Origin of the sequence: Myxococcus guangdongensis, assembly GCF_024198255.1 — a bacterium.
Lineage (GTDB): Bacteria > Myxococcota > Myxococcia > Myxococcales > Myxococcaceae > Myxococcus > Myxococcus guangdongensis.
Window position 1 is genome coordinate 828787 of record NZ_JAJVKW010000002.1, and the last position, 20704, is coordinate 849490.

19 protein-coding genes are annotated in these 20704 nt (G+C 71.8%); 7 read left to right on the forward strand and 12 right to left on the reverse strand.

Annotated features, from left to right (window positions below):
• Positions 1-34 precede the first annotated feature (34 nt).
• Both LXT21_RS08170 and LXT21_RS08175 read left to right on the forward strand, forming a co-directional pair.
• The gene (locus LXT21_RS08170) at positions 35-1528 is read left to right on the forward strand and encodes an ADYC domain-containing protein (RefSeq protein ID WP_254037517.1); all 1494 of its coding nucleotides are present in this window, start codon (positions 35-37) and stop codon (positions 1526-1528) included.
• Between the two features lie 35 nt (positions 1529-1563).
• Positions 1564-2640: a WD40/YVTN/BNR-like repeat-containing protein gene (locus LXT21_RS08175; protein WP_254037518.1), complete on the forward strand. Its 1077-nt coding sequence runs from the start codon at positions 1564-1566 to the stop codon at positions 2638-2640.
• On the opposite strand, the gene LXT21_RS08180 is transcribed toward LXT21_RS08175, so the two are convergent.
• The 11 genes from LXT21_RS08180 to LXT21_RS08230 are packed head-to-tail and all read right to left on the reverse strand — an operon-like array spanning position 2603 to position 12978.
• A complete protein-coding gene (locus tag LXT21_RS08180) occupies positions 2603-3502 on the reverse strand; it encodes a MerR family transcriptional regulator (RefSeq protein WP_254037519.1) in 900 nt (299 codons plus the stop codon). The genes LXT21_RS08175 and LXT21_RS08180 overlap by 38 nt on opposite strands.
• Before the next feature lie 14 nt (positions 3503-3516).
• Positions 3517-4383 (reverse strand): MerR family transcriptional regulator, encoded by an 867-nt coding sequence (locus tag LXT21_RS08185; protein ID WP_254037520.1) that lies wholly within the window; start codon positions 4381-4383, stop codon positions 3517-3519.
• The gene (locus LXT21_RS08190; protein ID WP_254037521.1) at positions 4380-5057 is read right to left on the reverse strand and encodes a lysophospholipid acyltransferase family protein; all 678 of its coding nucleotides are present in this window, start codon (positions 5055-5057) and stop codon (positions 4380-4382) included. Before LXT21_RS08190 ends, LXT21_RS08185 begins: the two co-directional genes overlap by 4 nt.
• Positions 5054-5410, reverse strand: coding sequence for a lycopene cyclase domain-containing protein (locus LXT21_RS08195; protein WP_254037522.1), 357 nt, complete (start codon positions 5408-5410; stop codon positions 5054-5056). Before LXT21_RS08195 ends, LXT21_RS08190 begins: the two co-directional genes overlap by 4 nt.
• Complete coding sequence (locus tag LXT21_RS08200) at positions 5407-5784, reverse strand: lycopene cyclase domain-containing protein (RefSeq protein WP_254037523.1); 378 nt, start codon at positions 5782-5784, stop codon at positions 5407-5409. The genes LXT21_RS08195 and LXT21_RS08200 overlap by 4 nt, the downstream gene beginning before the upstream one ends.
• On the reverse strand, positions 5781-6908 hold the full coding sequence (locus LXT21_RS08205; RefSeq protein WP_254037524.1) for a glycosyltransferase: 1128 nt from the start codon (positions 6906-6908) through the stop codon (positions 5781-5783). Before LXT21_RS08205 ends, LXT21_RS08200 begins: the two co-directional genes overlap by 4 nt.
• Positions 6905-7828 (reverse strand): carotenoid 1,2-hydratase, encoded by a 924-nt coding sequence (locus tag LXT21_RS08210; RefSeq protein ID WP_254037525.1) that lies wholly within the window; start codon positions 7826-7828, stop codon positions 6905-6907. Before LXT21_RS08210 ends, LXT21_RS08205 begins: the two co-directional genes overlap by 4 nt.
• Complete coding sequence (locus LXT21_RS08215; RefSeq protein ID WP_254037526.1) at positions 7825-9282, reverse strand: phytoene desaturase family protein; 1458 nt, start codon at positions 9280-9282, stop codon at positions 7825-7827. Before LXT21_RS08215 ends, LXT21_RS08210 begins: the two co-directional genes overlap by 4 nt.
• Before the next feature lie 33 nt (positions 9283-9315).
• Positions 9316-10332: a phytoene/squalene synthase family protein gene (locus LXT21_RS08220; protein WP_254037527.1), complete on the reverse strand. Its 1017-nt coding sequence runs from the start codon at positions 10330-10332 to the stop codon at positions 9316-9318.
• Complete coding sequence (locus LXT21_RS08225; RefSeq protein WP_254037528.1) at positions 10329-11885, reverse strand: phytoene desaturase family protein; 1557 nt, start codon at positions 11883-11885, stop codon at positions 10329-10331. The genes LXT21_RS08220 and LXT21_RS08225 overlap by 4 nt, the downstream gene beginning before the upstream one ends.
• 7 nt (positions 11886-11892) lie before the next feature.
• On the reverse strand, positions 11893-12978 hold the full coding sequence (locus LXT21_RS08230; protein ID WP_254037529.1) for a polyprenyl synthetase family protein: 1086 nt from the start codon (positions 12976-12978) through the stop codon (positions 11893-11895).
• Between the two features lie 112 nt (positions 12979-13090).
• Between LXT21_RS08230 and LXT21_RS08235 the strand changes: the two genes are divergently transcribed.
• From LXT21_RS08235 to LXT21_RS08250, 4 genes are all read left to right on the forward strand, one after another.
• Positions 13091-13657 (forward strand): peroxiredoxin family protein, encoded by a 567-nt coding sequence (locus tag LXT21_RS08235; protein WP_254037530.1) that lies wholly within the window; start codon positions 13091-13093, stop codon positions 13655-13657.
• Positions 13654-14562: a TIGR01777 family oxidoreductase gene (locus LXT21_RS08240; protein WP_254037531.1), complete on the forward strand. Its 909-nt coding sequence runs from the start codon at positions 13654-13656 to the stop codon at positions 14560-14562. The genes LXT21_RS08235 and LXT21_RS08240 overlap by 4 nt, the downstream gene beginning before the upstream one ends.
• 75 nt (positions 14563-14637) lie before the next feature.
• Positions 14638-15702, forward strand: coding sequence for an alpha/beta hydrolase-fold protein (locus LXT21_RS08245; protein WP_254037532.1), 1065 nt, complete (start codon positions 14638-14640; stop codon positions 15700-15702).
• Between the two features lie 167 nt (positions 15703-15869).
• Positions 15870-16487 carry a hypothetical protein gene (locus LXT21_RS08250; RefSeq protein ID WP_254037533.1) on the forward strand — a complete coding sequence of 206 codons (618 nt, stop codon included), beginning with the start codon at positions 15870-15872 and terminating at the stop codon, positions 16485-16487.
• A gap of 155 nt (positions 16488-16642) precedes the next feature.
• On the opposite strand, the gene LXT21_RS08255 is transcribed toward LXT21_RS08250, so the two are convergent.
• On the reverse strand, positions 16643-17275 hold the full coding sequence (locus LXT21_RS08255; protein WP_254037534.1) for a hypothetical protein: 633 nt from the start codon (positions 17273-17275) through the stop codon (positions 16643-16645).
• A gap of 37 nt (positions 17276-17312) precedes the next feature.
• On the opposite strand from LXT21_RS08255, the gene LXT21_RS08260 reads away from it, so the two are divergent.
• Positions 17313-20501, forward strand: a complete 3189-nt coding sequence (locus tag LXT21_RS08260) for a HEAT repeat domain-containing protein (protein ID WP_254037777.1) — start codon at positions 17313-17315, stop codon at positions 20499-20501.
• Positions 20502-20704: the final 203 nt, after the last annotated feature.

The following is a 20704-nucleotide window of genomic DNA, read 5'->3' on the forward strand; positions in this document are numbered from 1 at the left end:
TCTGGATGGATTGAACGAACCCGAGGTCCCTCGCATGAGCACCGTCTCGCGATTGCTGTCATCCACGCTGTGTCTGTCCCTGCTCGCCGCCTGCGCGCCCGTGTCCCCCGGCGAAGCCACACCCGAGCTCACCCCCCAGGACTTCCTCGCCGGGAACGACGACTCCCACTCCCAGGGGACGCAGCTCCACGGCACGACCATCGGCTCGTTCTTCTACGACCCCGCCACCGTCCTCTTCGAGAACGTGCGCCGCCCCGCGCTGCTGCGCGTCTTCCGAGGTGAGCTCGCCGCGAAGATGCCGCTCGCCGTCTCGGGCACCACCGCCAGCCTCAGCCCGTGCCTCCTGCGACCCGAATCGGGAGCGGCGCGCAGCTGCGGCTTCACCGTGAAGGGCCAGGGCGTGTGCACCCCTGACGCCGTCGTCACCCTCGACAGCGGCGAGTGCGCGGGCTCGGCCGGCAGCTGCACCGGGCGCCCCGTCCTGCGCGTCTGCGCGGGGGAGAAGCCCTGTGAGCACGCGCGCCAGGGCTACCTCGGCTCGTCCGAGGGCGTCGTGAAGCCCGACCCCAGCTGTGCCCTCGAGTGTCCCTCCGTGCAGTTCACCTGTCCCAGGAGCGGCATCTTCACCGTGCTCGCGGGGCCCTACTTCCCGGGGCAACCCTGGAGCGCCGCGCCGAAGACCCGCAGCGCCCGCTTCCCCGTGGAGCACAAGGAGCTGCGCGGCAAGCAGCTCATCGGCACCCAGCTGCGGAGCCTCTCGACGGCCCACTACAGCTCCACGATTGAAATCGTGGACGCCATCAACGCTGACCAGGTCACCATCCCCGAGTCCCCCGGCATCTGGGACGCCAGCGGCGCCACCTTCCTCTACCGCGTGCAGGTGACGCCCGCGTCCGGAGGCACCACCGTCGACCTGTGCAAGACGGGCGTGGACCCGGCCGTGGGCTGGGCCTGGGCCGTGCCCCTGGAGGGCTACTTCAACGCGAGCGGCACGCGCCAGGAGACCCCCAGCAGCTTCACGCTCGGCTGCGACCCGGGCGTGCTCGCCAAGTGCTACCGCTGGGGCTACAAGCCCTGGCTCGACGGCGCCTCGCCGGGCGCGGTGACGAAGGCCCACTGGGCCTGCACCCGCATGGCCCGCGCGGACTACTGCGGCAACGGCACGCCCTTCACCCAGGACGGCACCCCCATCCAGCCATGGGACGCGCTGACGCCCAACATCATCACCGCGCCGCAGGCGGGCGGCAGCTCCGACATGAAGTTCGAGGCGGGCTGGGACACGACGGGCCCCGCGTGCCTGAGCCACTGGCGCTGGCAGCACCTGCAGGCCGGCTGCGTGGAGCTGCAGCCCCCCATCGTGGACGCCTCGGGCAAGGTCATCAACGACTGCCGCGACCCCAACAACGTCGCGGGCACGCACAAGTGCTCGCCCATCTGCGACAACGCGCAGGAGGCGGCCCAGCGCTACAAGAGCGTCGTCTTCAACAACTCCAAATCCAACGAACAGCTGGCCCCGCCCCAGCCGTGAGCTAGCCTCCCGTCCTCACGAGGAGGACTTCAGGGATGATGACGGGAGCCATCTTTCTGGCCGCGATGCTGTCGGTGGGGAGCGCGAGCATGCGGTGGGAGACCCAGCCGAGCCTCACCAGCGTGAGGCTCCGCGGCGTCAGCGCCGTCGACGCCCGCGTGGCCTGGGCCAGCGGAGACCAGGGCACCTTCGTGCGCACCACGGACGGAGGCCAGACGTGGAGGCCGGGCAAGGTGCCGGGCGCGGAGGCGCTGGACTTCCGGGACGTGGACGCCTTCAGCGCCAACACCGCGTACCTGCTCTCCATCGGCGAGGGCGACAAGTCCCGCATCTACAAGACGGAGGACGGCGGCGAGACGTGGCGGCTGCAGTTCACCAACACCACGCCCGGCGCCTTCTTCGACGGCATGGCCTTCTGGGACGAGCGCCACGGCGTGGCCTTCAGCGACCCGGTGCAGGGCCGCTTCCTGGTCATCGCCACGTCCGACGGCGGCGCCACCTGGACGCCGCTCCCCACCGAGGCCTTCCCTCCCGCGCTGCCGGGCGAGGCGGGCTTCGCGGCCAGCGGCACCAGCATCGCCGTGCGAGCCCCCAGGCAGGCGTGGTTCGGCCTGGGCGGCAAGGCGGCCCGCGTGGTGCGCACCACCGACGGCGGCAAGACGTGGAGCGTGGCGACCACGCCCCTGGCCACGGGCGACGGCGGCGGCGTCTTCTCGCTGCTCTTCTGGAACGAGCACGAGGGCATCGCCGTGGGCGGCAACCACCAGCGCCCCACCGACGCCACCGGCAACCTGGCCCTCACGAAGGACGGCGGCAAGACGTGGACGGTGCCCCCGGGCACACGGCCCGCGGGCTATCGCTCGTGCGTCGCGCAGGTGCACGGCGCGCCGGGGCCCACGCTCGTCACCGTGGGCCCGTCCGGCTCGGAGCTGTCCGTGGACGGCGCGCGCACGTGGATGTCCCTGGGCACCACCGGCTTCCACGCCGTCTCCACCTCGCGCTCGGGCAACCGCGTCTGGGCCGTGGGAGAGGCGGGCCTCATCGCCACGCTCCAGCGCTCGCGGCCGTCCCGGGCTAACCCACCAGCCTCGCCCAGTCGCCCTCGGCGCTGAACAGCCGGGCGCCCAGCCGGTCCACGAGGGCCGCGTGGGCCATGGCCGCCGCGCCGCCCACCCAGACGGGGATGCCCGGGGGCAGCTCGCGCAGGACCTGGGTGAGCGTGGCCTCGAACACGTCCGCACCGGGGTTGTTCACCGCCGACAGGCCCACCACGTCCGGACGCAGCCGCGTCACCGCGCGGCCCAGGTCCACGGCGGGCACGCGCTGACCCAACAGCGTCACCCGGTGCCCCGCGTGGCGAAGGCGCAGGGCCACGGCGAGCAGGCCCAGCTCGTGTTCCTCCTCCGGGAAGCACGCGAGCAGCGCGTGCTTGCGGCCCCCCTGCGGCGCCGCGTGCAGCAGGCTCACCAGCCGCGCGCGCACCACCTGCGTCACCAGGTGCTCCTGCGCCACCGTCAGCGTGCCCCGGTGCCAGCGCTCGCCCACCTCGCGCTGGAGGGGCGCCAGCACCCCCTCGAAGGCCTTGAGGGGAGGCAGCGCGGACAGCACCTCGTCCACCACCGCGGACACGCCGCCCTGGTCATACGCCTCGGCCGCGAGCAGGGCCGCGTCGCGCCAGAAGTCCAGCCCCGCGCCCGAGGCCAGCGGGTCCTCCGCGGAGGCCACGCTCGCCGCGTCCAGCTCGGCCAGCAGCTGGGGCAGCATCTTCGCCGCCTCGCTGATGGCCACGCCCTCGTCGGTGAGCTTCTTCAGGCGCTTGAGCAGCGCCACGTCCCGCTCCGTGTAGACGCGGTAGCCGGCGGGTGTGCGCAGCGGCTGGAGCACCCCGTAGCGCCGCTCCCAGGCACGGATGAGCTCCACCCGAACCCCAGACAGCTCCGCGGCGACGTGGATTCGGTAGGTGCGCTCGGCCATATGGGGCGGACGGTTCAGGGGCGATTCTGCGCGGTCCGCACCTGATTCCAGAGGGCAATCAACTCCTGCGACGACTCCGCGAACTGCGCGCCGAGCGTGAAGACGGTCTTCAGGTGCTCGCGCGCGCCGGGCCCTCCTATCACGACGGGCGATGGGGCGCAGGCACGCAGCGCCTCGGCCAGCACCGTCATGAACTCCTCCGGCTCCCGCCCGTGGACGAAGGACAGCGCCACGATGTCCGGCCGCAATTGCTCGCACGCCACGCGCAGGGCCTCCTCGGGGGTGTCCGCGCCCAGGAACGTGGTGCGCCAGCCCTTGCGCTTGAGCTGCACGGCCAGCCCCAGGAGCCCCCCTTCGTGCGAGTCCCCCCGGGGACACGCCAGGAGCACCCGGGGCCCGCCGGCCGTGCTCTCCAGGCTGGAGAGCACCTGACGCAGCCGCTGGCGGATGTAGCCCGAGGCCAGGTGCTCGCGCGCCACGTCCAGCCGCGTGCCCATCTCACGCAACAGCGGCATGAGGAAGCCGTCGCAGAACGTGTCCACGTCCATGGCGCGCTGGGCCTCGTCCAGCACGCGCGACAGCTCGTCCTCGTCCAGCAGCAGCGCCGCGCCCCAGAAGCGCTCCTGGAGTCGCTCCGCGCCAGGCATCGACTTGAGCGGCGAGGTCACCACCTGGGCGATGGCCTCGCTCACCGCCAGCCCGTCCAGCTGGATGAGGCGGACGACGCGGCGGACGGCCTCCACCTCCTCACGCGAGTACACGCGGTAGTTGTTGCCCTCGCTGCGAAGGGGCCGGGGGAAGCCGTAGCGGCGCTCCCACGCGCGCAGCGTCGCCTCGCGGATGCCGGTCAGTCGGGAAATGGTGCGGATGCGCAACATCATGCTTGGACTCCCCGAGCGGCGTCCCACCGCTCGGCCACGCCCCGCGCGCCGGACACCTTGCGCGTGAAGCCCTCCAGGCTCGTCGTCGTCATGAGCCGCTTCACCACCGTCTCCAGGCCTGTCTGGAAGACGGACAGCGGTCCGGGTGGGTGCGGCGTGCCCACCTCCAACAACACGTCCGGCAGCTCGTGCTCGAAGAAGGCGTAGCGCACGCCGATGGGCACGCACTCCACCTTCGCCACCCGGGCCAGCATCTCCACGCCGCGCTCCAGCCGCAGGGGCAGCTCACCGAAGGGGCGGTGCTCACCTTCGGGGAAGACGTACAGCGCCGCGCTCGGACGGCGCAGCAGCTCCTTCGCGTAGCGCAGCGACTCGATGGACGACATCGCGTCCTTGCGGCGGATGCTGAAGGCGCCGATGCGCGCGAGGAAGCGGTAGCGCCGCAGGTTCTCCTCGTCCATGAGGCAGTACGCGTCCCACCCCGCAACGCGCGACAGCTGGTGCAGCATGAAGCCATCCCACCAGTTGGCGTGGTTCAGGTACACCAGCCGACCCGGGCCGGACGCGGGCAGCTCGCCGCGCACCCACAGGCCCCGGAACGCCGAGCGGAACTTCCACCCGATGTACCGGTCGAGCGCCCACCCGAAGGGGCCTCCCTTGGCCGCGGGAATCACGGCGAGCGCGCCTCCTTCTTCCAGACGAGCTCCACCAGCCCGGTGAACAGGGCCAGCCCCAGCGACACGAGGACGCTGGTGATGACGAAGAAGAGCACCTCTTCCAGGGGGACGAGGCCCAGGTAGATGCCCAGGTGCTTGCCCTCACCGAAGTTCCAGATGCCAGTGGAGATGGCCAGGTGGTCGGCCACCGCCAGGTACAGGCCGAGGATGAAGGCCGGCGGCAGCACCGCGCGCAGCACCGCGCCCGAGCGCTCCTTGTAGTGGCGCACGAGCACCACCACCTGGAACGCGATGAGCGGCAGCGTCCACGCGAGCAGGTGGATGAGGTAGGCCCAGCGAGACTCCATCATGACGACACCTCGCTCGGGGACAGCGCGCGGTCGGACGGCGTCGCGGGAGCCTTCGTCTCGACGGAGGGCGACTCCAGCGCGCGGGCCAGCCGGGCGCGGGCCCACAGGCCCACCAGCAGCGTCTGGAGGCCGAAGAAGAGGTACTCCTCGAGCGGCAGGTAGCCCAGCTTGATGCCCCAGATGCGCTCGGCATCGAAGCCCCACAGGCCCCACTTCACGGCCAGGTTGTCCCAGGGGGACGTGGCCGCGTAGACGACGATGAGGAGCATCCCCATGGGCGCCAGCGTCTTCGCGGAGAAGGTCCGCCGGTAGCGCCAGAGTTGGATGAGGATGGGCAGTACGACGAACAGCCCGAGGAAACGTGCGTAGGTCATCCGGGTCCTCCCGTCAGCTCTGGCGACACGCGGACCATGCGGCCACCGCGCAAGAGGGTGTACGTCCGTCCACGCCACGTCACCGTCCCCTGCCGGCCCAGTGAAACGGCGAAGGCCGCCAGGAGCAAGCCTTCTCCCAGGAGCCAGTCCGTCCAGGCCCGGCCACGTCCTGGAACCGGTCCCTGGGGCGCGCCGAGCACCGACAGTCGGTGTGCCAGCGCCGCGCGCACCGCGACCAGCACCGCCACGGCCGCGGACAACCCGGGCGAGCCGAGGAGCGCCGCGCACAGCACGAGCGGCACGGTGGGCGTGAAGAGCAGCGGCACGGTGGGGTACAGGCCGGGCCGGTGGCTCGCGAGCACGCGCATCCACCGCGTGAAGCGGGACAGGGGGATGTCCCACGAGCCCACCTCGCCCAGCGGCACCACGGCGGGAGCGGCGCTCAGCGCCACGTCGAGCCCGCGCGCGTGCAGGCGCTTGGAGAGCTCCAGGTCCTCGCCGATGTGGTCGGCCAGGGGCTCGAGTGAGGCACGGGCCTCGGCGGACAGGCCCAGGGCCTTGCCACACACGGCCGGGGCGCCGGCGCTCATCGCGTGCAGCGCGAGGAAGCTGTGGTGCGTGTAGCGAAGCAGGCCCGCCATGGCGCGGCCCGCGCCGTCACGCGCGTCCACGGGGGTGGGCGCGGCGGTGCTCAGCGCGGCGCCCTCGAGGAGCGGGGCCACCAGTCCCTCCACCAGCGCGCCCGTCACCGCGACATCCGCGTCCACGGCCAGCACCACGCGCCCCTCGGTGGGCAGCACCGAGAACGCGTAGAGGAGGTGGCCCACCTTGCGGTTCGGCGTGAGCGGGTCGCTCGGCAGCCAGCGCACGTCCGGGCCGAGGCGCGGACGGTAGGGCGAGACGACCACCTGCTCCAGCTCACCCGCGTAGTCGATGGGGAGCGCGAGATTCTCCAGCTCGCGCGGCGTGGGTGCGTCCACGGGGCGCAGCAAGAGCACGCGGGCTGGCGAAGGGGCTCGCATCACGCGCCCCGTCCGCAGGCGCAGGAGGCGCGCGAGCGTCACCGCGCTGAAGCCCGTGGCGAGCGCCGTCCATCCCAGGCCCAGGAGCACCGGCGCGCTCATGCCGCCCTCCCCAGGCGCGTGCGGAAGTGGGCCATCCACCGGATGAAGGGCGAGTGGAACCGGCGGAAGTCCGCCACCTCGCCCATGCAGTCCAGCGCGCCCTTGCGAGCCTCCAGTCGCGCATAGAAGGGCGAGGACTCCAACAGCCGCGCCTGCCCCACCACCGTGTTGCCCGACTCCAGCCGTGAGGGCACGCGCAGCCCCCAGCCTGTAATCACGGTCGGCCGCGACTGCGGCTCCTCGCCACGCTCGCAGCGCACGCCACTGGAGCACGCCGTCATCCGCAGCGGCGCCACGCCATCCGGCAGGTGGTAGTCCACCACCGTCGTGTCCTCGCGGTGCGTGCGCGCCCAGTGCCAGCCGGCGAGCCGCTCGCCCAGCAACTCCTCGCCGTGGTTCGTGTCGTGGTAGCCCAGCCCCTCCGCCGTCACGCCGAGCGAGGACACCTCCAGCTTCGCCTTCGCGCGCGGCGCCAGCGCCTGCCAGTAGTGCGGCAGCTCGGGCATCAACCGCACCACCTCGCCCATGGGCGTCAGAGGCTCCAACGTGAGGCGCGCGCTGACGGGCCGTCCCCACGGCGCCGTCCAGTCGTCCACCTCCATGCACACCACGCCGTCCTCGCCATACGTCAGCGTCGAGCGGCCGATGCGCAGCCGCCCAGGCGACTCCATCTGCGCATGCGGATACTCGCTGAGCACCCACAGGCGGCGCACCCCCTCGTGGTACAGCGCGAAGTTCACCGCGCTGTACTCCATGGGCCGTCCCCCTCGCCGCGCCGCCACCGAGTAGCGGGGCGAGAAGAGCGAGCCCAGCATGAAGATGCACACCGCGCTGAACGGACCCGCCGTCACGTCCGCGTAGAACCAGCGATAGGCCCCCGCCTCACCGGGCAGCGCCGGAATGTCTCGCAAGGTGTTCATCCGCCCCTCCGCAGATGCGCGGAGGCCATCTCCGCGGCGAAGCGGCCGGACAGCATCACCAGGGGCACCCCACCGCCCGGATGCGTGCCGCCGCCCGCGAAGAACAGGCCCGGCGTGTTGCCTCGGATGCGAGGACGCCGGAAGGGCCCCAGCTTGCCGTGGGGCAGGAAGCCGTAGATGGAGCCACCCGGCGCCCCCTGCGCCGCCAGGTCCACCGGTGAGCGCTGGCCGATGACCCGCACGCGCCCCCTGAGCTCCGGGTGGTGCGCGAGCAGCTTCTCGAACATCTGCGCCTTCACCCGCTCGCCGTGCTGCTCCCACGCGCGCGCGCTGGCCTCAAGCGCACCAGGCCCTCCGGACAACGGCGGCGCGTTCACCATGACGAACAGCCCCGTGCGCCCCGCGGGCGCCATGGTGGGGTCCGTCGCGGACGGGTTGCAGAAGTACACCGTGGGGTCCGACGCGAGCTGCCCGCTGAACAGCTCCCTGAACTCGCGCTGGTAGTCGCTGCCGAAGAGCACCGCGTGGTGCGGCAGCGGGAGTCGTCCCTCCACGTCCAGCAGCAGCACGAAGCCGGAGAGCGCCAGCGCCTCGTCCTCGCGCCGCAGCGACTCCAGCGGGTCCGCGTTCACCACCACGCCGTCGAACAGCGCGCCGTCCTCCTCCGGGCCCACGCGGTAGCCCTCGTGCGTGCGCTCGAAGCGGGCCCGCGTCTGCAGGTGCACCGTGACGCCCAGCCTGCGCACCGCGCGCCCCAGCGCATCCACCAGCGCGCCCACGCCACCGCGCGCATGGTGGACACCGTAGGCGTGCTCGATGTGCGGAATCAGCGCGAAGGCCGCGCTCGCCTCGTACGGAGACGCGCCCGCGTAGGTGGCGAAGCGCCCCACGTACTGCTGCAGGTGCTCGGTGCGCAGGTGCTTCACCGCGAGGGAGTGCAGCGACGACAGCTGCATGCCCGCGAGCACCGCGCCGATGCCCCGCCTCGCCACGCGGCCCATGAAGCCGGCCATGCCCTCGAAGGGCGCCTCCAGGTAGGGCTCACCCGCGGCGGCCCAGATGGCCGCGGCCTCCGCGTAGAAGCCACGGATGCCTCGACGCTCCGAGGGCTTCACGTCCCCCGCGCTGTCCGCGGTGCGGTCCACGTCCTTGTACGCGGTGAAGGAGCACCCGTCCGAGAAACGATAGGCGCACTGCGGCTCCAGCTCCGTGAGCTGAGGCAGGAGGTCCATCGCGCCCAGCTGCTCGAAGGTGCCACGCACCAGGTCTGGCAACGTCAACAGCGTGGGCCCGGTGTCCAGGGTCACGCCGTCCACGGTGACCGCCTGCGCCTTGCCGCCCAGTGACGCGCTGCCCTCGAACAGCGTCACCGCGTGGCCCTCCTTCGCCAGGAGTCCCGCGGCGGTGAGCCCGCCGATGCCTCCGCCGACCACCGCGACCCGGGAGGCCCTCATGACCGTGCCTCCAGGCCTTCGCGCACACACGCATCAGCCATGGTGTCGGCCCCCTGCCTCACTCGGCAGCAACGGCACGCTCGCCTCGCCACGCGGCGCGGGCAGCACGCTCATGGGACGCAGGAAGGTCGCGGCGGCCAGCGACAGCTTGCGGCCCGTCGACACGAAGGCACGCGCGCTGAACACGTCGTAGTCGCGCGCCTCGATTTCCCCGAGGATGTCGCCATAGATGGCGCCCATCAGCCGCACCATGCGCTGACTGCCGAAGCCCGTGAGCGAGGGCACACCCTGCGCCGCGCGCGCGTAGTACACGCGGGCCCGCGCCACCTGGAAGCGCATGAAGTCCCGCCAGCGCGTGTCCACCTTCCCCTGGCGCAAGTCCTCCTCGGACAGCCCGAAGTGCGCCAGCTCCCGCGCGGGCAGGTACACGCGGCCGCGCTCCAAGTCCTCACGCACGTCGCGCAGGATGTTGGTGAGCTGCATGCCCCGGCCCAGGTCCGCCGCCGGTTGCAACGCCGACACGTCCGAGCACCCCAGCACCGGCGTCAGCATCAACCCGACCACGCCCGCCACGCGGTAGCAGTAGAGGTCCAGCTCCTCCCACGTCTCGTACCGGTTCTTCGTCAGGTCCATCTCCATGCCAGAGATGAGGTCCTGGAAAGGCTGCTCCGGAATCCGGTAGTGCCGCACCGTGTGCGCCAGCGCCGCGAACTCCCCCGCGTCCCACGGCGAGCGCGCCGCCACGCCGCTGAGCCGTCCGCTCGGAGGCCCCAGCTCGTGCGAGGCCAGCTCCGGCATGGGCACATACAGCTCCGCCACCATGCGCCGGGCCCGGTCCAACCGCACCGCCAGCTCCTCGCCCTCCGTCCCCGCCTCGTCCACCAGGTCATCCAGCCGCCGGCAGAACGCATACAGCGCGAACGCCGCCTTCCGACGCTGACCGAACAACAGATACGAGGCGAAGAAGAAGCTCTTGGCGTGGTGACGCGTCACCCGGCGGGCCAGCCCGTAGCCCCGCCGCACCAGCGCCTTCTCGTCGGGCGCGCTCATGCCGCCACCTCCGCCGTCACCGACTTCGACGGGTCCGAGCGCGGCGCCAGCTGGACGCCCCGGTCGCGAGCCCACGACAACAACCGCTCCGTGACGAGCCGCGCGGAGATGAGCACCGTGGGCAACCCCGTGCCCGGCTGCGTGGACGCACCGACGAAGAAGAGGTTCTTCACCCGCGCGTCCTGATTCGACGGACGGAACGGACCAATCTGCAGGAAGTTCTGCGCCAGTCCGAAGGCGCTGCCCTTCGCCAGGTTGAACGTGCCCGCCCAGTCATCGGGCGTGAAGACGCGCTCCACCTCGATGTCCGACTCCAGGTCCGGATGGCCCAGCTCCGCCAGACGCGCGAACACCTTGGCGCGCACCTTGGGGCCCTCCTCCTTCCAGTCGAGCGACGGGTGCTGATGCGGCACGGGGACGAGGACGTAGAGCGAGTCCTTGCCCTCGGGCGCGAGCGACGCGTCGGTGCGCGTGGGCGCATTCACATAGAAGCTCGGGTCCTCCGGCACGCGGAAGCGCTGGAAGATGTCCTCGAACGAGCCCTTGTAGTCGCGGCCGAAGACCACGTTGTGGTGCCCCAGCTCCGGGTACTTCCGGCGCATCCCCAGGTAGAGCATGTAGCCACTGGACGTGTAGCGCAGCGACTCGCGGCGCTTGAGCGTGGTGACCTCCGGGTCCAGCAGCTTCTCGTAGGCGTAGGGCAGGTCCGCGTTGCACAGCACCGCGTCCGCCTCCAGCACCTCGCCGCCCGCGAGCCTTACCCCGGTGGTGCGGCCGCCCTCCGTGAGGATGCGCTCCACGGGCGTGCCGTAGTGGAAGCGCACGCCCTCCTCGAGCGCCAGCTTCTCCAGCGCCTGCGGAATCGCATACAGGCCGCCCTTGGGGAACCAGATGCCCACGCCCAACTCGGTGAAGGGCAACAGGCCATACACCGCCGGCGACTCGAAGGGAGACACGCCCAGGTACATCGTCTGGAAGGTCATCGCCGCGCGCAGCCGGTCGTCCTTGAAGTAGCGGCTGACGTCCGGGTACATGCGCCGGTGCGCGCGCACCTGGAGGATGCGGGCGAGCACGCGCGGGGACAGGTAGTCGGTGATGCCCTCGTAGTTGCGGCCCACCAGGTGGTCCAGGCTCGTGCGGTACTGGACACGCCCCTGGGCGAGGAAGGCGAGGTAGCGCGCGTAGCTGCCCGGCTCCACCCGCTCCAGTTCGCGCCCCATGGCGCACAGCTCGGAGGTGAACGTGACGTCCGAGCCGTCGCGGAAGTGCACCCGGTAGTTGGGCTCGCACTTGAGCAGCGTCAGGTAGTCCTCGATTCGGCGGCCGAGCGCGCGGAAGGTCTCCTCGAACACCTCCGGCATCAGCACGATGGTGGGACCGATGTCCCAGGTGAACCCCTCCACCCGCAGCCGGTTGCAGCGACCTCCCGGCCCCGACGTCTTCTCGACGACGCGCACGTCGAAGCCCTGGTGCGCCAGTCGCGCCGCCGCGGCCAGACCTCCGACTCCGGCGCCCACCACCACCACGCGTCTGCCTTGGATTCGCGAGCTCATGAGGTCCTCAGGCGATGCGATGGGCCAGACGGGCGATGAGCGCGTCCAACAAATCCCGGGCCCCGTTGGGGTTGGGCAGCGAATGCAGCGCGCGCCGGGCCGCGTGGGAGCCGCGCGTCACCCATCGCTCGCACGCCTCACGGCCGCCGCACTCCTCCACCAACGTCCGGGCCCGCGCCAGGGCGCGCGCGTCCTTGAGCGACTCGGGCAGCGACCAGAGCAGGTCCAACTCCTCGCGGGCCCTGGGCGTGGCGCGCACGTAGGCCGCCAGCACCGGGAAGGTGCGCTTGCCCTGCATGAAGTCGCCGTCCGCCGCCTTGCCCGCGACGCTCGAGTCACCGAACAGGCCGATGAGGTCGTCGCGCAGCTGGTAGGCCAGCCCCACGTGCCGACCCACGCGCTCGAGCCCCGCCACCAGCTCCGGACTCGCGCCCCCCAACATGGCCCCGCAGACGAGCGGCGCGCAGAAGCCGTAGCGCGCCGTCTTGAGGTAGGCCACGCGCAGCGTCTGGAACAGCGACACCTGCGACAGCGGCGTGCCGCCCAACGCCAGGTCCAGGTACTGGCCCGCCGCCGTGTGCCGGCACACCGACAAGTAGTAGCGCACCACCCTCGCCACGCCCGGCAGGCCCGACTCCAACATGGCCTCCAGCGAGCGCGCGAAGAGGTGGTCGCCCACCACCACCGCCAGGTCCTCGCCTCCGCGCCCCGGCGCGAGCAGGTGGTGCAGCGCCGCCCCGCCCCGCCGCAGGTGCGCCCGGTCCGCGACGTCGTCGTGGATGAGCAGGAAGGTGTGCAGCAGCTCCAGCCCCGCCGCGAAGCGCCACAGCTCGGCCGGCACCACCGGCGTGCCCTTCGCCAGACAATGCCCGGCCATCACCAGCGCCGGTCGCACCCGCTTGGCTGGCCGCAGGGCGTACGTGCGCGCCTGCGCCATGGCCCAGGTCCAGCGCGCGTCCAGGCGGGCCTCGTCCGGCAAGTCGAACAGCTCGCCCAACGACGTCTCCACCTGCGCCTGCACGAGCTTCAGCCAGGCCTGCTCCAGGGGAAGCTCGCCCGACATCGGCTGTGCGGCGGGACGGGGAAGGGCCATCGGTTGATCCTCCGGATTCAGGCGGCTGCCACTGAGAGGTAGCGTTTGCGTCCAGGCCTTGTCAAGGCTATGTCCATGGTTTGTATCAACCTTGTCCACCAGGGGTCACCTCATGAAGACGTGGATCACCGGCACACTGGCGGCCGCCCTGCTTTCCCAGGGAGCCCTCGCGTCCAACCTTCCGGACGGCCCGCAGGACGCGACGTTACGAACCTCGAGCGGAGATGAGGTGCGTCTCTCTCGCTGGCGTGGAAAACCGGTAATTCTCTTCTACGAGGACAAGGACTCCACGGCGCTCAACGCGGGGCTGAAGGAGGAGCTCTTCGCGCGGGGCAAGGAGCGCAACCTCCTGGGGGCGGCCACGGTGGTGGCGGTGGCCAACCTCATGAAGTTCGACTTCTTTCCCGCCCGGCAGATTGCCCTCTCCTATGTCCGGGACGAGGAGAAGAAGGTGGGGGTGCCCATCCTGGTGGACCTCAAGGGGACGATGGGCGCGGCGCCGTGGACGCTGCCGCTGAAGACCTCCAACGTGCTGCTGCTGGATGCCCAGGGAGTGTTGCTCTATCGACACTCCGGAAAGATGAAGCCGGAGGAGCAGACGGCCTTCTTCGAGACGCTCAGCAAGCTGGTGGGGGTGGACCTCACCACGCCGGTGGCCGCGCCGGGAGCCACCCCATGAAGGTGGCGGTGACGGGGGCCACGGGGTTTCTGGGCCCGGGGGTTGTCCAGGGTTTGTTGACCCAGGGCCACCAGGTCCAGGTGCTCACGCGGGACGTGGGCCGGGCGCTGGAGCGGCTCCCCTCGGGGGTGACGGGGGCGGTGTTCGACGGGCGGACGGCGATGGGGGCCGAGGCGCTCTCGGGCGTGGACGCGGTGGTGCACCTGGCGGGCGAGCCGGTGGCGCAGCGGTGGACGAAGGACGCGAAGCAGCGCATCCACGACAGCCGGGTGCAGGGCACGCGGGTGTTGGTGGACGCGATGAAGGCCGCGGGCACGGTGAAGCGCTTCGTGTCCACGTCGGCCATCGGCTACTACGGCGGAGCGCGCGAGGCGGAGCCCCTGACGGAGGACAGCGCGCCGGGCGACGACTTCCTCGCGAGGGTGTGCGTGGCGTGGGAGGCGGAGGCGTGGCGGGCGCGCGCGGAGGCGGGCATCTCCACGGCGGTGGTGCGAATGGGCATGGTGCTGCACCCGGACGGGGGCGCGCTGCACAAGATGCTGCCGCCGTTCCGCATGGGCGCTGGAGGCCCGGTGGGCAGCGGCAAGCAGTACGTGAGCTGGATTCATCTGGACGACGCGCGAGCGCTCCTCCAGTTCGCGCTGGCGCACCCGGAGCTGGAAGGGCCGGTGAACGCCACCGCGCCGGAGCCGGTGACGAACGCGGCCTTCGCGCACGCGCTGGGCCACGCGCTGGGGCGCCCCAGCGTGATGCATGTCCCGGCCTTCATGGTGAAGGCGGCGCTGGGGGAGATGTCCAAGGTGGTGCTCGAGGGCCAGCGGGTGCTGCCCGCGCGCGCGCAGGCGGCGGGCTTCGCGTTCGGCTTCCCGGAGCTGGAAGGCGCGCTGAAGCAGCTGCTCGGCTGAGCGATGAAGCCCAGACCTTCGCGTGGGTGACTCGGGCTAGAAACGGTGACTCGAACTGCCTAGGAGCGACGCGGGATGGACGCCAGGGAGCTGGAAGCGCGAGCGCGAGCGGAAGGGACACCCGTCATCATCGGCGACACCGCCACCTTCGTGTGGCGCGGGCGCGGGCCGGTCTTCGTCCAGGGGGACTTCCAGGACTGGAAGGGCGAGCCGCTGCCGCTGGAGCGCGCGGGCCCCGGCCTGTGGAAGCGCTCGCTGGCGCTGCCCCGCGACGCCTATGTCGAGTACGCGCTGTTCGACGCGAAGGGCCGTCGGGTGAGGGACGACTTCAACGCGCGCGTCTGCGACAACGGCTTCGGCGAGAGCAACCACGTCTTCTACATGCCCGACGGAGGGCCCGCCCTGCCCTCGCGCAGGCCCCGAGGCATCCCCCGCGGCCGCGTCACCCGGCACCGCGTGGACATGTCCGACACGGGCCTGACGGGCCAGCGCACCGTGCACCTGTACGCCCCGCCGACGAAGGCGCCCGTGCCGCTGGTGGTGGTGCTCGACGGCGAGGAGTACCTGCGCCGCGTGCGGCTGCCGGAGCTGGTGGACACGCTCATCGCCGATGGCCGCATGAGCCCCATCGCCCTGGCGCTCGTCTCCCACGGCGGCCCCATGCGCGACGTGGAGTACGCGTGCAGCGAGTACACCGTGGGCCTGTTGGCGTGGAAGGTGCTGCCCCTGGCCCGGGAGCACCTGTCCCTGATGGACGAGCGCCACCACCCGGGCGCCCATGGGGTGCTGGGCTCGTCCTTGGGCGGGCTGATGTCCCTCTTCATCGGCCTGCGCGCGCCGGAGACCTTCGGGAAGGTGCTGTCCCAGTCGGGCGCCTTCGTGGTGGAAAACCACGAGTTCGTCGTCTTCGACCTGGCGCGGCACGTGCCCCGACGCCCGCTGGAGGTGTGGATGAGCTGCGGCCGGTTCGAGGGGCTGCTGGAGGGAAACCAGCGAATCGACCCCCTGCTGAAGGCCAGCGGCCACCAGGTGGAGTACCGGGAGTACAGCGGCGGCCACAACTACACCGCCTGGCGGGATGACCTGGTGCGTGGGCTGGAGTGCCTGTTCCCTCCCTCCCCCGCCGCCAAACGCCGGTAGTTGCTGAACGAATTGGATTGTCTACAGGTGGTCATTCGACTCGCGCACAGCGGAGGGAGGAGCCACCTTCGGGCTGGACGCAACTGGCGCCGGAGGCGTCCGATAACTCCCTTGAGACTTCCCGGAGCCATGTCAGCACCGGCTCGCAGTCTTCCTGGAGCGCACGCATGTCGCGCATTGATGGTGGAAACCGTTCGTCGTCGCCGAAGAGCTCCCTCCCGGAGCGCTCCAGCACGGAGCGGGCGGATTCCGCCGCCAAGGGCGCGCAGCAGAGCCCCGGAAAGAAGGACGCCCAGGCAACTCGCGCGGTGAGCCCGTTCCAGGGGCGCAGCGACTTCGAGCCGGACCGCCGTCCGACGCCTCGCGCCACGCCGGCGGTGGCGCTGGGGGGTGGCCCGCTGGCGCCCGCGTCCTCCGAGGCCTCGGCCATCGCCGGGGCGGACGCGGAGCTGGAGCTGCTCTCCGAGTTCTCCGACGCGGACGCGCAGGGCGGCATGGCCTCCGCGATGCTGCACGCGCACGCGGACGAGCCCGCCTCACAGGCCCGCATCGTCGAGCGGCTGAAGCAGGATGGCCGGCTGGAGTCGCTCTTCGGTGAGGTGTTCCGCGAGGGCAACCCGTACGTCGAGCAGCCGCACCGGGCCGCCGTCGTCCGCGCGCTCGACACCGCGATGGCGCGGGGCACCGTGACGAGCGACGACCTGCGCTCGTTCACCCGCGGCGCCTACGCGCAGGAGTGGCGGCAGATCGGCTCCGAGCTGTCCGCTCCGGACGCGAAGCCGTAGTCACCCAGGCGAGGGGTTGTCGCCCCGCCGGGCCGCGCCGGTGGTGATGAGCGCACGCCTTGCCCTGCGTCGGACGACGCGTCATGCCCGGCGCGCGCAGACCCGCCGCTCCTCGAGAATCAGCGCGGGGCGCGGACGATGCGCCCCGCCCCGACTCAGGAACCGAGCCGCCCGACGAGCGCGCCGCGAACCGCGTTGGACACCGCGCGCGCCTGCTTCGTGAGCTCCTCGGGCATCCAGTAGTAGAGCAGCTTGCCGCCCGTCTCGACCTGGGCGCGGACGAAGCGCATGCCCTGGGCCTGCGCGTGCTCCTGGCTCGCGGGCAGGCACCTCTTGCACAGGCACGGCAGCGCCGAGTTCTCCTGGTGCGCGGTGAAGTTGATGGGGCCCCCGCCCGCGCTGGAGAGGAGCAGCTCCGCGTCTCCAGCGGTGAGCGTGCGCGGCGTCTGGAGCGACATGCCCAGCGCGCCCTTCGCGGCCTGGATTCCCTTGCCCGACTCGAAGCGCAGCTTGGGGATGGCGGTGGTGATGTCGGTGATGGGCACGCGGTTCTTGCGGCCCACCCAGCCGTCGTCATCCAGGGACAGCCCTTCGAGCACGGCGACGAGCCACAGGGCCTCGTCCGGGGGACGCACCGTGACGAGGAAGAGGCGACCGCCGTTCTCGAGCGGGGCCAGGTGCTTGCTCTGGCTGCGGTAGCGGTCCGTGGGCAGCACCTTGCCGGGAGCGAGGCCGGCGGCCTCCTTCTCGAAAATCGCCTTGCTGATGATGGCCAGCATGTCGGGCATGTCCGCAGTGTACCAGGGCGCATAGAGTTCGCGGGTGATGCTCGACTGGGACCTGGCCACCGTGCGGTTGCTCGACGAGGACGTCACGGTGCGGCGCGAGGCGGCGGGCACCGTCGACGGCTCGCGGCTCGACGGACGCTACGCGCTGAGGCAGGCGCTGCTCACGGACGAGGACGCGCAGGTGCGCGCCATCGCCGCGCGGCGACTGGGAGACGCGAGGGACGGTCGCTTCGCCCCCGCGCTGCTGGAGTCGCTCGAAGACCCCATGCCGATGGTGCGGGACCGGGCGTGGCGCGCGCTCGCGCGACTGGGCGTGAAGGACCTGCTCGCGTCGGCGACACGGGCCGTGCGCTGGGAGCCCGTGTGGTGGGTGCGCAGGGCCGCGGTGCGCGCCTCGGCCTCTGTCGCGGGCGCGGAGGCCGTGGCGGTGTTGCTGGCTGCGCTGGAGGACCCATTCTGGCGCGTGCGTCACGCGTCGGTGCAGGCCCTGGCGTGGCTGGGCGCGGAGAACGAAGCCCTGCGGAACGAGGTCCAGCAGGCCGCGGAGAGACACCCCCAGGGCCCCGTGCGCGCGGCGGTGGCGTGGCTGGAGTCCGAGTGGAACACCGGCGCTCGGGATGGAGCCACGCTGCCCGCGCCTCTCGCGTCTCCGGCCGGGGTGCCAGGAGCCGAGCCCCTCTCCAGCGAGGACCCGGCGGTGACGACCGCGCGACTGGAGGCACGGTCCGCCGAGTCCGTCTCCGCGCGCGAGCTGGTGGAGTGGCTGGGAGATCCGCATGAGCCCCTGCGTGCGCTCGCGCGGCGGCGGTTGAGGGAGCGGAAGGAGGTCGAGGCCATCCGCCTCGCGATGCGATGGCTGGACGAGCCCCGTGTCCCGCATGCGCGCGACGAGGCGCAGGCGCTGCTCGACCGACCGCCCGTGGATGAAGTCGCGCTCGCCAGGCGGGTCCTCGAATCCCTCCCGAAGCCCAGGCCCGGAGCGTTGGCGTGGGCCGGGCGCATCGCGGTGAAGCACGGCCTTCAGGACCACGTGTCCCAGCTCCTTGCCTGGATGGTGCATCCGGACGCCACCTATCGCCGCGCCGCGCTCGGCGCGCTCGTGCATGCGCCGACGCATCGTCGCGACGTGCTGAACGCCCTGGATGACGGGGACGAGACGGTGCGCGAGGAGGTCATCGCGGCGTGGGAGCAACGCCCCAAGGCGCGCGCCGCGTTCGACGACTTCGTCGAGGCACTCGTCGCCTTCGCGCCCAAGGCACGGACGCCGAGAGAGCGCCGGGCTGTCGCCTCCGCCGCGGCCCATCAGCAGGACCTCGACGTGCTCCGACAGCTCGCCTGGGACGAGGACTCCGCGACGAGCGCGGCGTCCTTGGAGGCATTGTCCGCGCTGGGCGAGCTCAGCGACGCGGAGCGACAGCAGGCCCGTGCTCACGAAGACCCGTGGCTGCGCGCCGCCGTGCTGGACGTGGACAACGCCGCACACGCCTGCCTCCACGACGCGGACGCCACGCTGCGACGCCAGGCGCTGGAGCTGGTGCTCACGCACGCACGCGAGCTCGACGACGAAGGCCTCGCGCACGAATCAACAGGGACGCTCGCTCGCAGTCACTCGCCTGCACAGGGGATGCGCGCCCGATTCGACGAGCAGCCCTCGACCGAGCGCGCTGAAACCCCAGCGGTCCCATCCACCGAAGGACTCGCACGCAACGGGGCGCCCGCCCCAGGGATGAGCGCCCGCTCCGCGGAGCAGCTCTCGCTCGAAACAGATGAAGCCTCGGCGCTTCGGCCCACCCCGGCGAGCACAGCCGGCGGCCCCTCATCCGCTGAGCCACTCGCGCCCGAGAGCGATGAAGCCCCAGCGCTCAAGACCGTCGTGTCCCTCGCCTGCTGCGGCTCACCGGACCCGTGGGTACGAGCCCGCGCCGCGGAGCAGCTCTCGCCCGAGCACGCAGACACGGAGCTGCGCGCGCTCCTGCGCCTGTCACGCGACACCGAGCTCATGGTCCGCACGGCGGCGGCCTCGCCCCTGGAGTCCTGCGAGACACTCGACGCGCGCCTCGACGCACTCCTGCGCCAGCCCGCCACCGATGACACCGTGGACCTGCGCATCGCCGCCTGGACGTGGCGCCTGCGCCGCGCGGACGACGACGCCTTCGCCCGGCTCCGTGAGTCCCTCGGCGGCACCACCGAGTCCCCCCGCGTCGTCCCCCACCTGCGGGCCCTCTCCCTCACCTTCCCCGAGCCCCTCTTCGCCGACGAACCCGAGCTGGCGCGTCAGCGCCCCACCGCCTCCTCACGCCCCCGGGAGCGTCCCGCGCCACGGCCCTTCCTCCCACGCGCCAGCGCACGCCCTCTCGGCCGCACGGGCCTGACGGTCTCCCCCCTCGTCCTCTCCGGCGCGCACCTCACCACGCGCGAGCCCTTCTTCGAGGCCCGCGACGCAGGCATCGACACGTTCTTCTGGGAGCCCCGCTACGCCGCGCTGACGCAGTTCCTGCGCGGAGGCCGGAGCACGCGCGAGCAGTCCGTCATCATCGCGGGCACCTACCACTCGGGCGCCGCCGCCATCCGACGCGACGTGGAGTCCGCGCTGCGCCGCTTGCACACCACCTGGCTCGACGTCTTCCTGCTCTTCTGGGTCCGCGCACCCGAGCGCCTCTCCGACGAGAACCACGCCGTGCTCGAGCAACTCCGCAAAGAGGGCAAGCTGCGCGCCTTCGGCTTCTCCACACACCTGAGAGACCTCGCCCGCGACGCCCTCGTCCGACACGACTGGCCCGTGGTGATGACCCGCCACAGCGCCGCGCACCCGGGCGCCGAGGCCACCTTCCTCCCCGAGGCCCAACGTCGCGGCACCGGTGTCCTCACCTTCACCACCACCTGCTACGGCCGGCTGCTCAAGCCCGTCCCCGGCGAGCCCCAGGACGCGCCCCTCCCGACGGCCGTGGACTGCTACCGCTACTCCCTCTCGCAGCCAGGCGTCAGCGCGAGCCTCACCGCGCCGCGCAACCGGCGCGAGCTGCTCCACAACCTCGACGTGCTGTCCCGCCCGTACATGGAACCCGACGCGCTGGGGGCCATGCGCGCCCACGGTGAGCGCGTGCGCGCCCAGGGACGACTCCTCGATTCCCTGGTCCGCCGGGCTCCCGGAGGCCCTCGCGAAGCGCTGCTCGCCCTGATGGACGAAGAAGGCCCGGCCGAGCTGGAGGACCTTCCTTCATCGTGAAGGATGTGGTCAGCTTCGTTCCGCTCCTGGGGTCGCGTGCAGCCAGCCTTCCGTCCGCGATGTCACGTCGCGGCTGCCCATGACACCCATTGAAGGACGACGCGGTACGAGGTCCGCCTGGCGGGCTTCCCCGACCTCGTCCGCCTCTGCCGTGCAGGTGGCGGCGTCCCCAGGAGCTCGCAGTCTCATCGGTGGTCCCGGAG

Bases quoted from the DNA above. Each gene is read 5' to 3' on its own strand.
- LXT21_RS08170 (WP_254037517.1), top strand. From the start codon at position 35: ATGAGCACCGTCTCGCGATTGCTGTCATCCACGCTGTGTCTGTCCCTG.
- LXT21_RS08175 (WP_254037518.1), top strand. From the start codon at position 1,564: ATGATGACGGGAGCCATCTTTCTGGCCGCGATGCTGTCGGTGGGGAGC.
- LXT21_RS08180 (WP_254037519.1), bottom strand. From the start codon at position 3,502: ATGGCCGAGCGCACCTACCGAATCCACGTCGCCGCGGAGCTGTCTGGG.
- LXT21_RS08185 (WP_254037520.1), bottom strand. From the start codon at position 4,383: ATGATGTTGCGCATCCGCACCATTTCCCGACTGACCGGCATCCGCGAG.
- LXT21_RS08195 (WP_254037522.1), bottom strand. From the start codon at position 5,410: ATGATGGAGTCTCGCTGGGCCTACCTCATCCACCTGCTCGCGTGGACG.
- LXT21_RS08200 (WP_254037523.1), bottom strand. From the start codon at position 5,784: ATGACCTACGCACGTTTCCTCGGGCTGTTCGTCGTACTGCCCATCCTC.
- LXT21_RS08205 (WP_254037524.1), bottom strand. From the start codon at position 6,908: ATGAGCGCGCCGGTGCTCCTGGGCCTGGGATGGACGGCGCTCGCCACG.
- LXT21_RS08210 (WP_254037525.1), bottom strand. From the start codon at position 7,828: ATGAACACCTTGCGAGACATTCCGGCGCTGCCCGGTGAGGCGGGGGCC.
- LXT21_RS08215 (WP_254037526.1), bottom strand. From the start codon at position 9,282: ATGAGGGCCTCCCGGGTCGCGGTGGTCGGCGGAGGCATCGGCGGGCTC.
- LXT21_RS08220 (WP_254037527.1), bottom strand. From the start codon at position 10,332: ATGAGCGCGCCCGACGAGAAGGCGCTGGTGCGGCGGGGCTACGGGCTG.
- LXT21_RS08225 (WP_254037528.1), bottom strand. From the start codon at position 11,885: ATGAGCTCGCGAATCCAAGGCAGACGCGTGGTGGTGGTGGGCGCCGGA.
- LXT21_RS08230 (WP_254037529.1), bottom strand. From the start codon at position 12,978: ATGGCCCTTCCCCGTCCCGCCGCACAGCCGATGTCGGGCGAGCTTCCC.
- LXT21_RS08235 (WP_254037530.1), top strand. From the start codon at position 13,091: ATGAAGACGTGGATCACCGGCACACTGGCGGCCGCCCTGCTTTCCCAG.
- LXT21_RS08240 (WP_254037531.1), top strand. From the start codon at position 13,654: ATGAAGGTGGCGGTGACGGGGGCCACGGGGTTTCTGGGCCCGGGGGTT.
- LXT21_RS08245 (WP_254037532.1), top strand. From the start codon at position 14,638: ATGGACGCCAGGGAGCTGGAAGCGCGAGCGCGAGCGGAAGGGACACCC.
- LXT21_RS08250 (WP_254037533.1), top strand. From the start codon at position 15,870: ATGTCGCGCATTGATGGTGGAAACCGTTCGTCGTCGCCGAAGAGCTCC.
- LXT21_RS08255 (WP_254037534.1), bottom strand. From the start codon at position 17,275: ATGCCCGACATGCTGGCCATCATCAGCAAGGCGATTTTCGAGAAGGAG.
- LXT21_RS08260 (WP_254037777.1), top strand. From the start codon at position 17,313: ATGCTCGACTGGGACCTGGCCACCGTGCGGTTGCTCGACGAGGACGTC.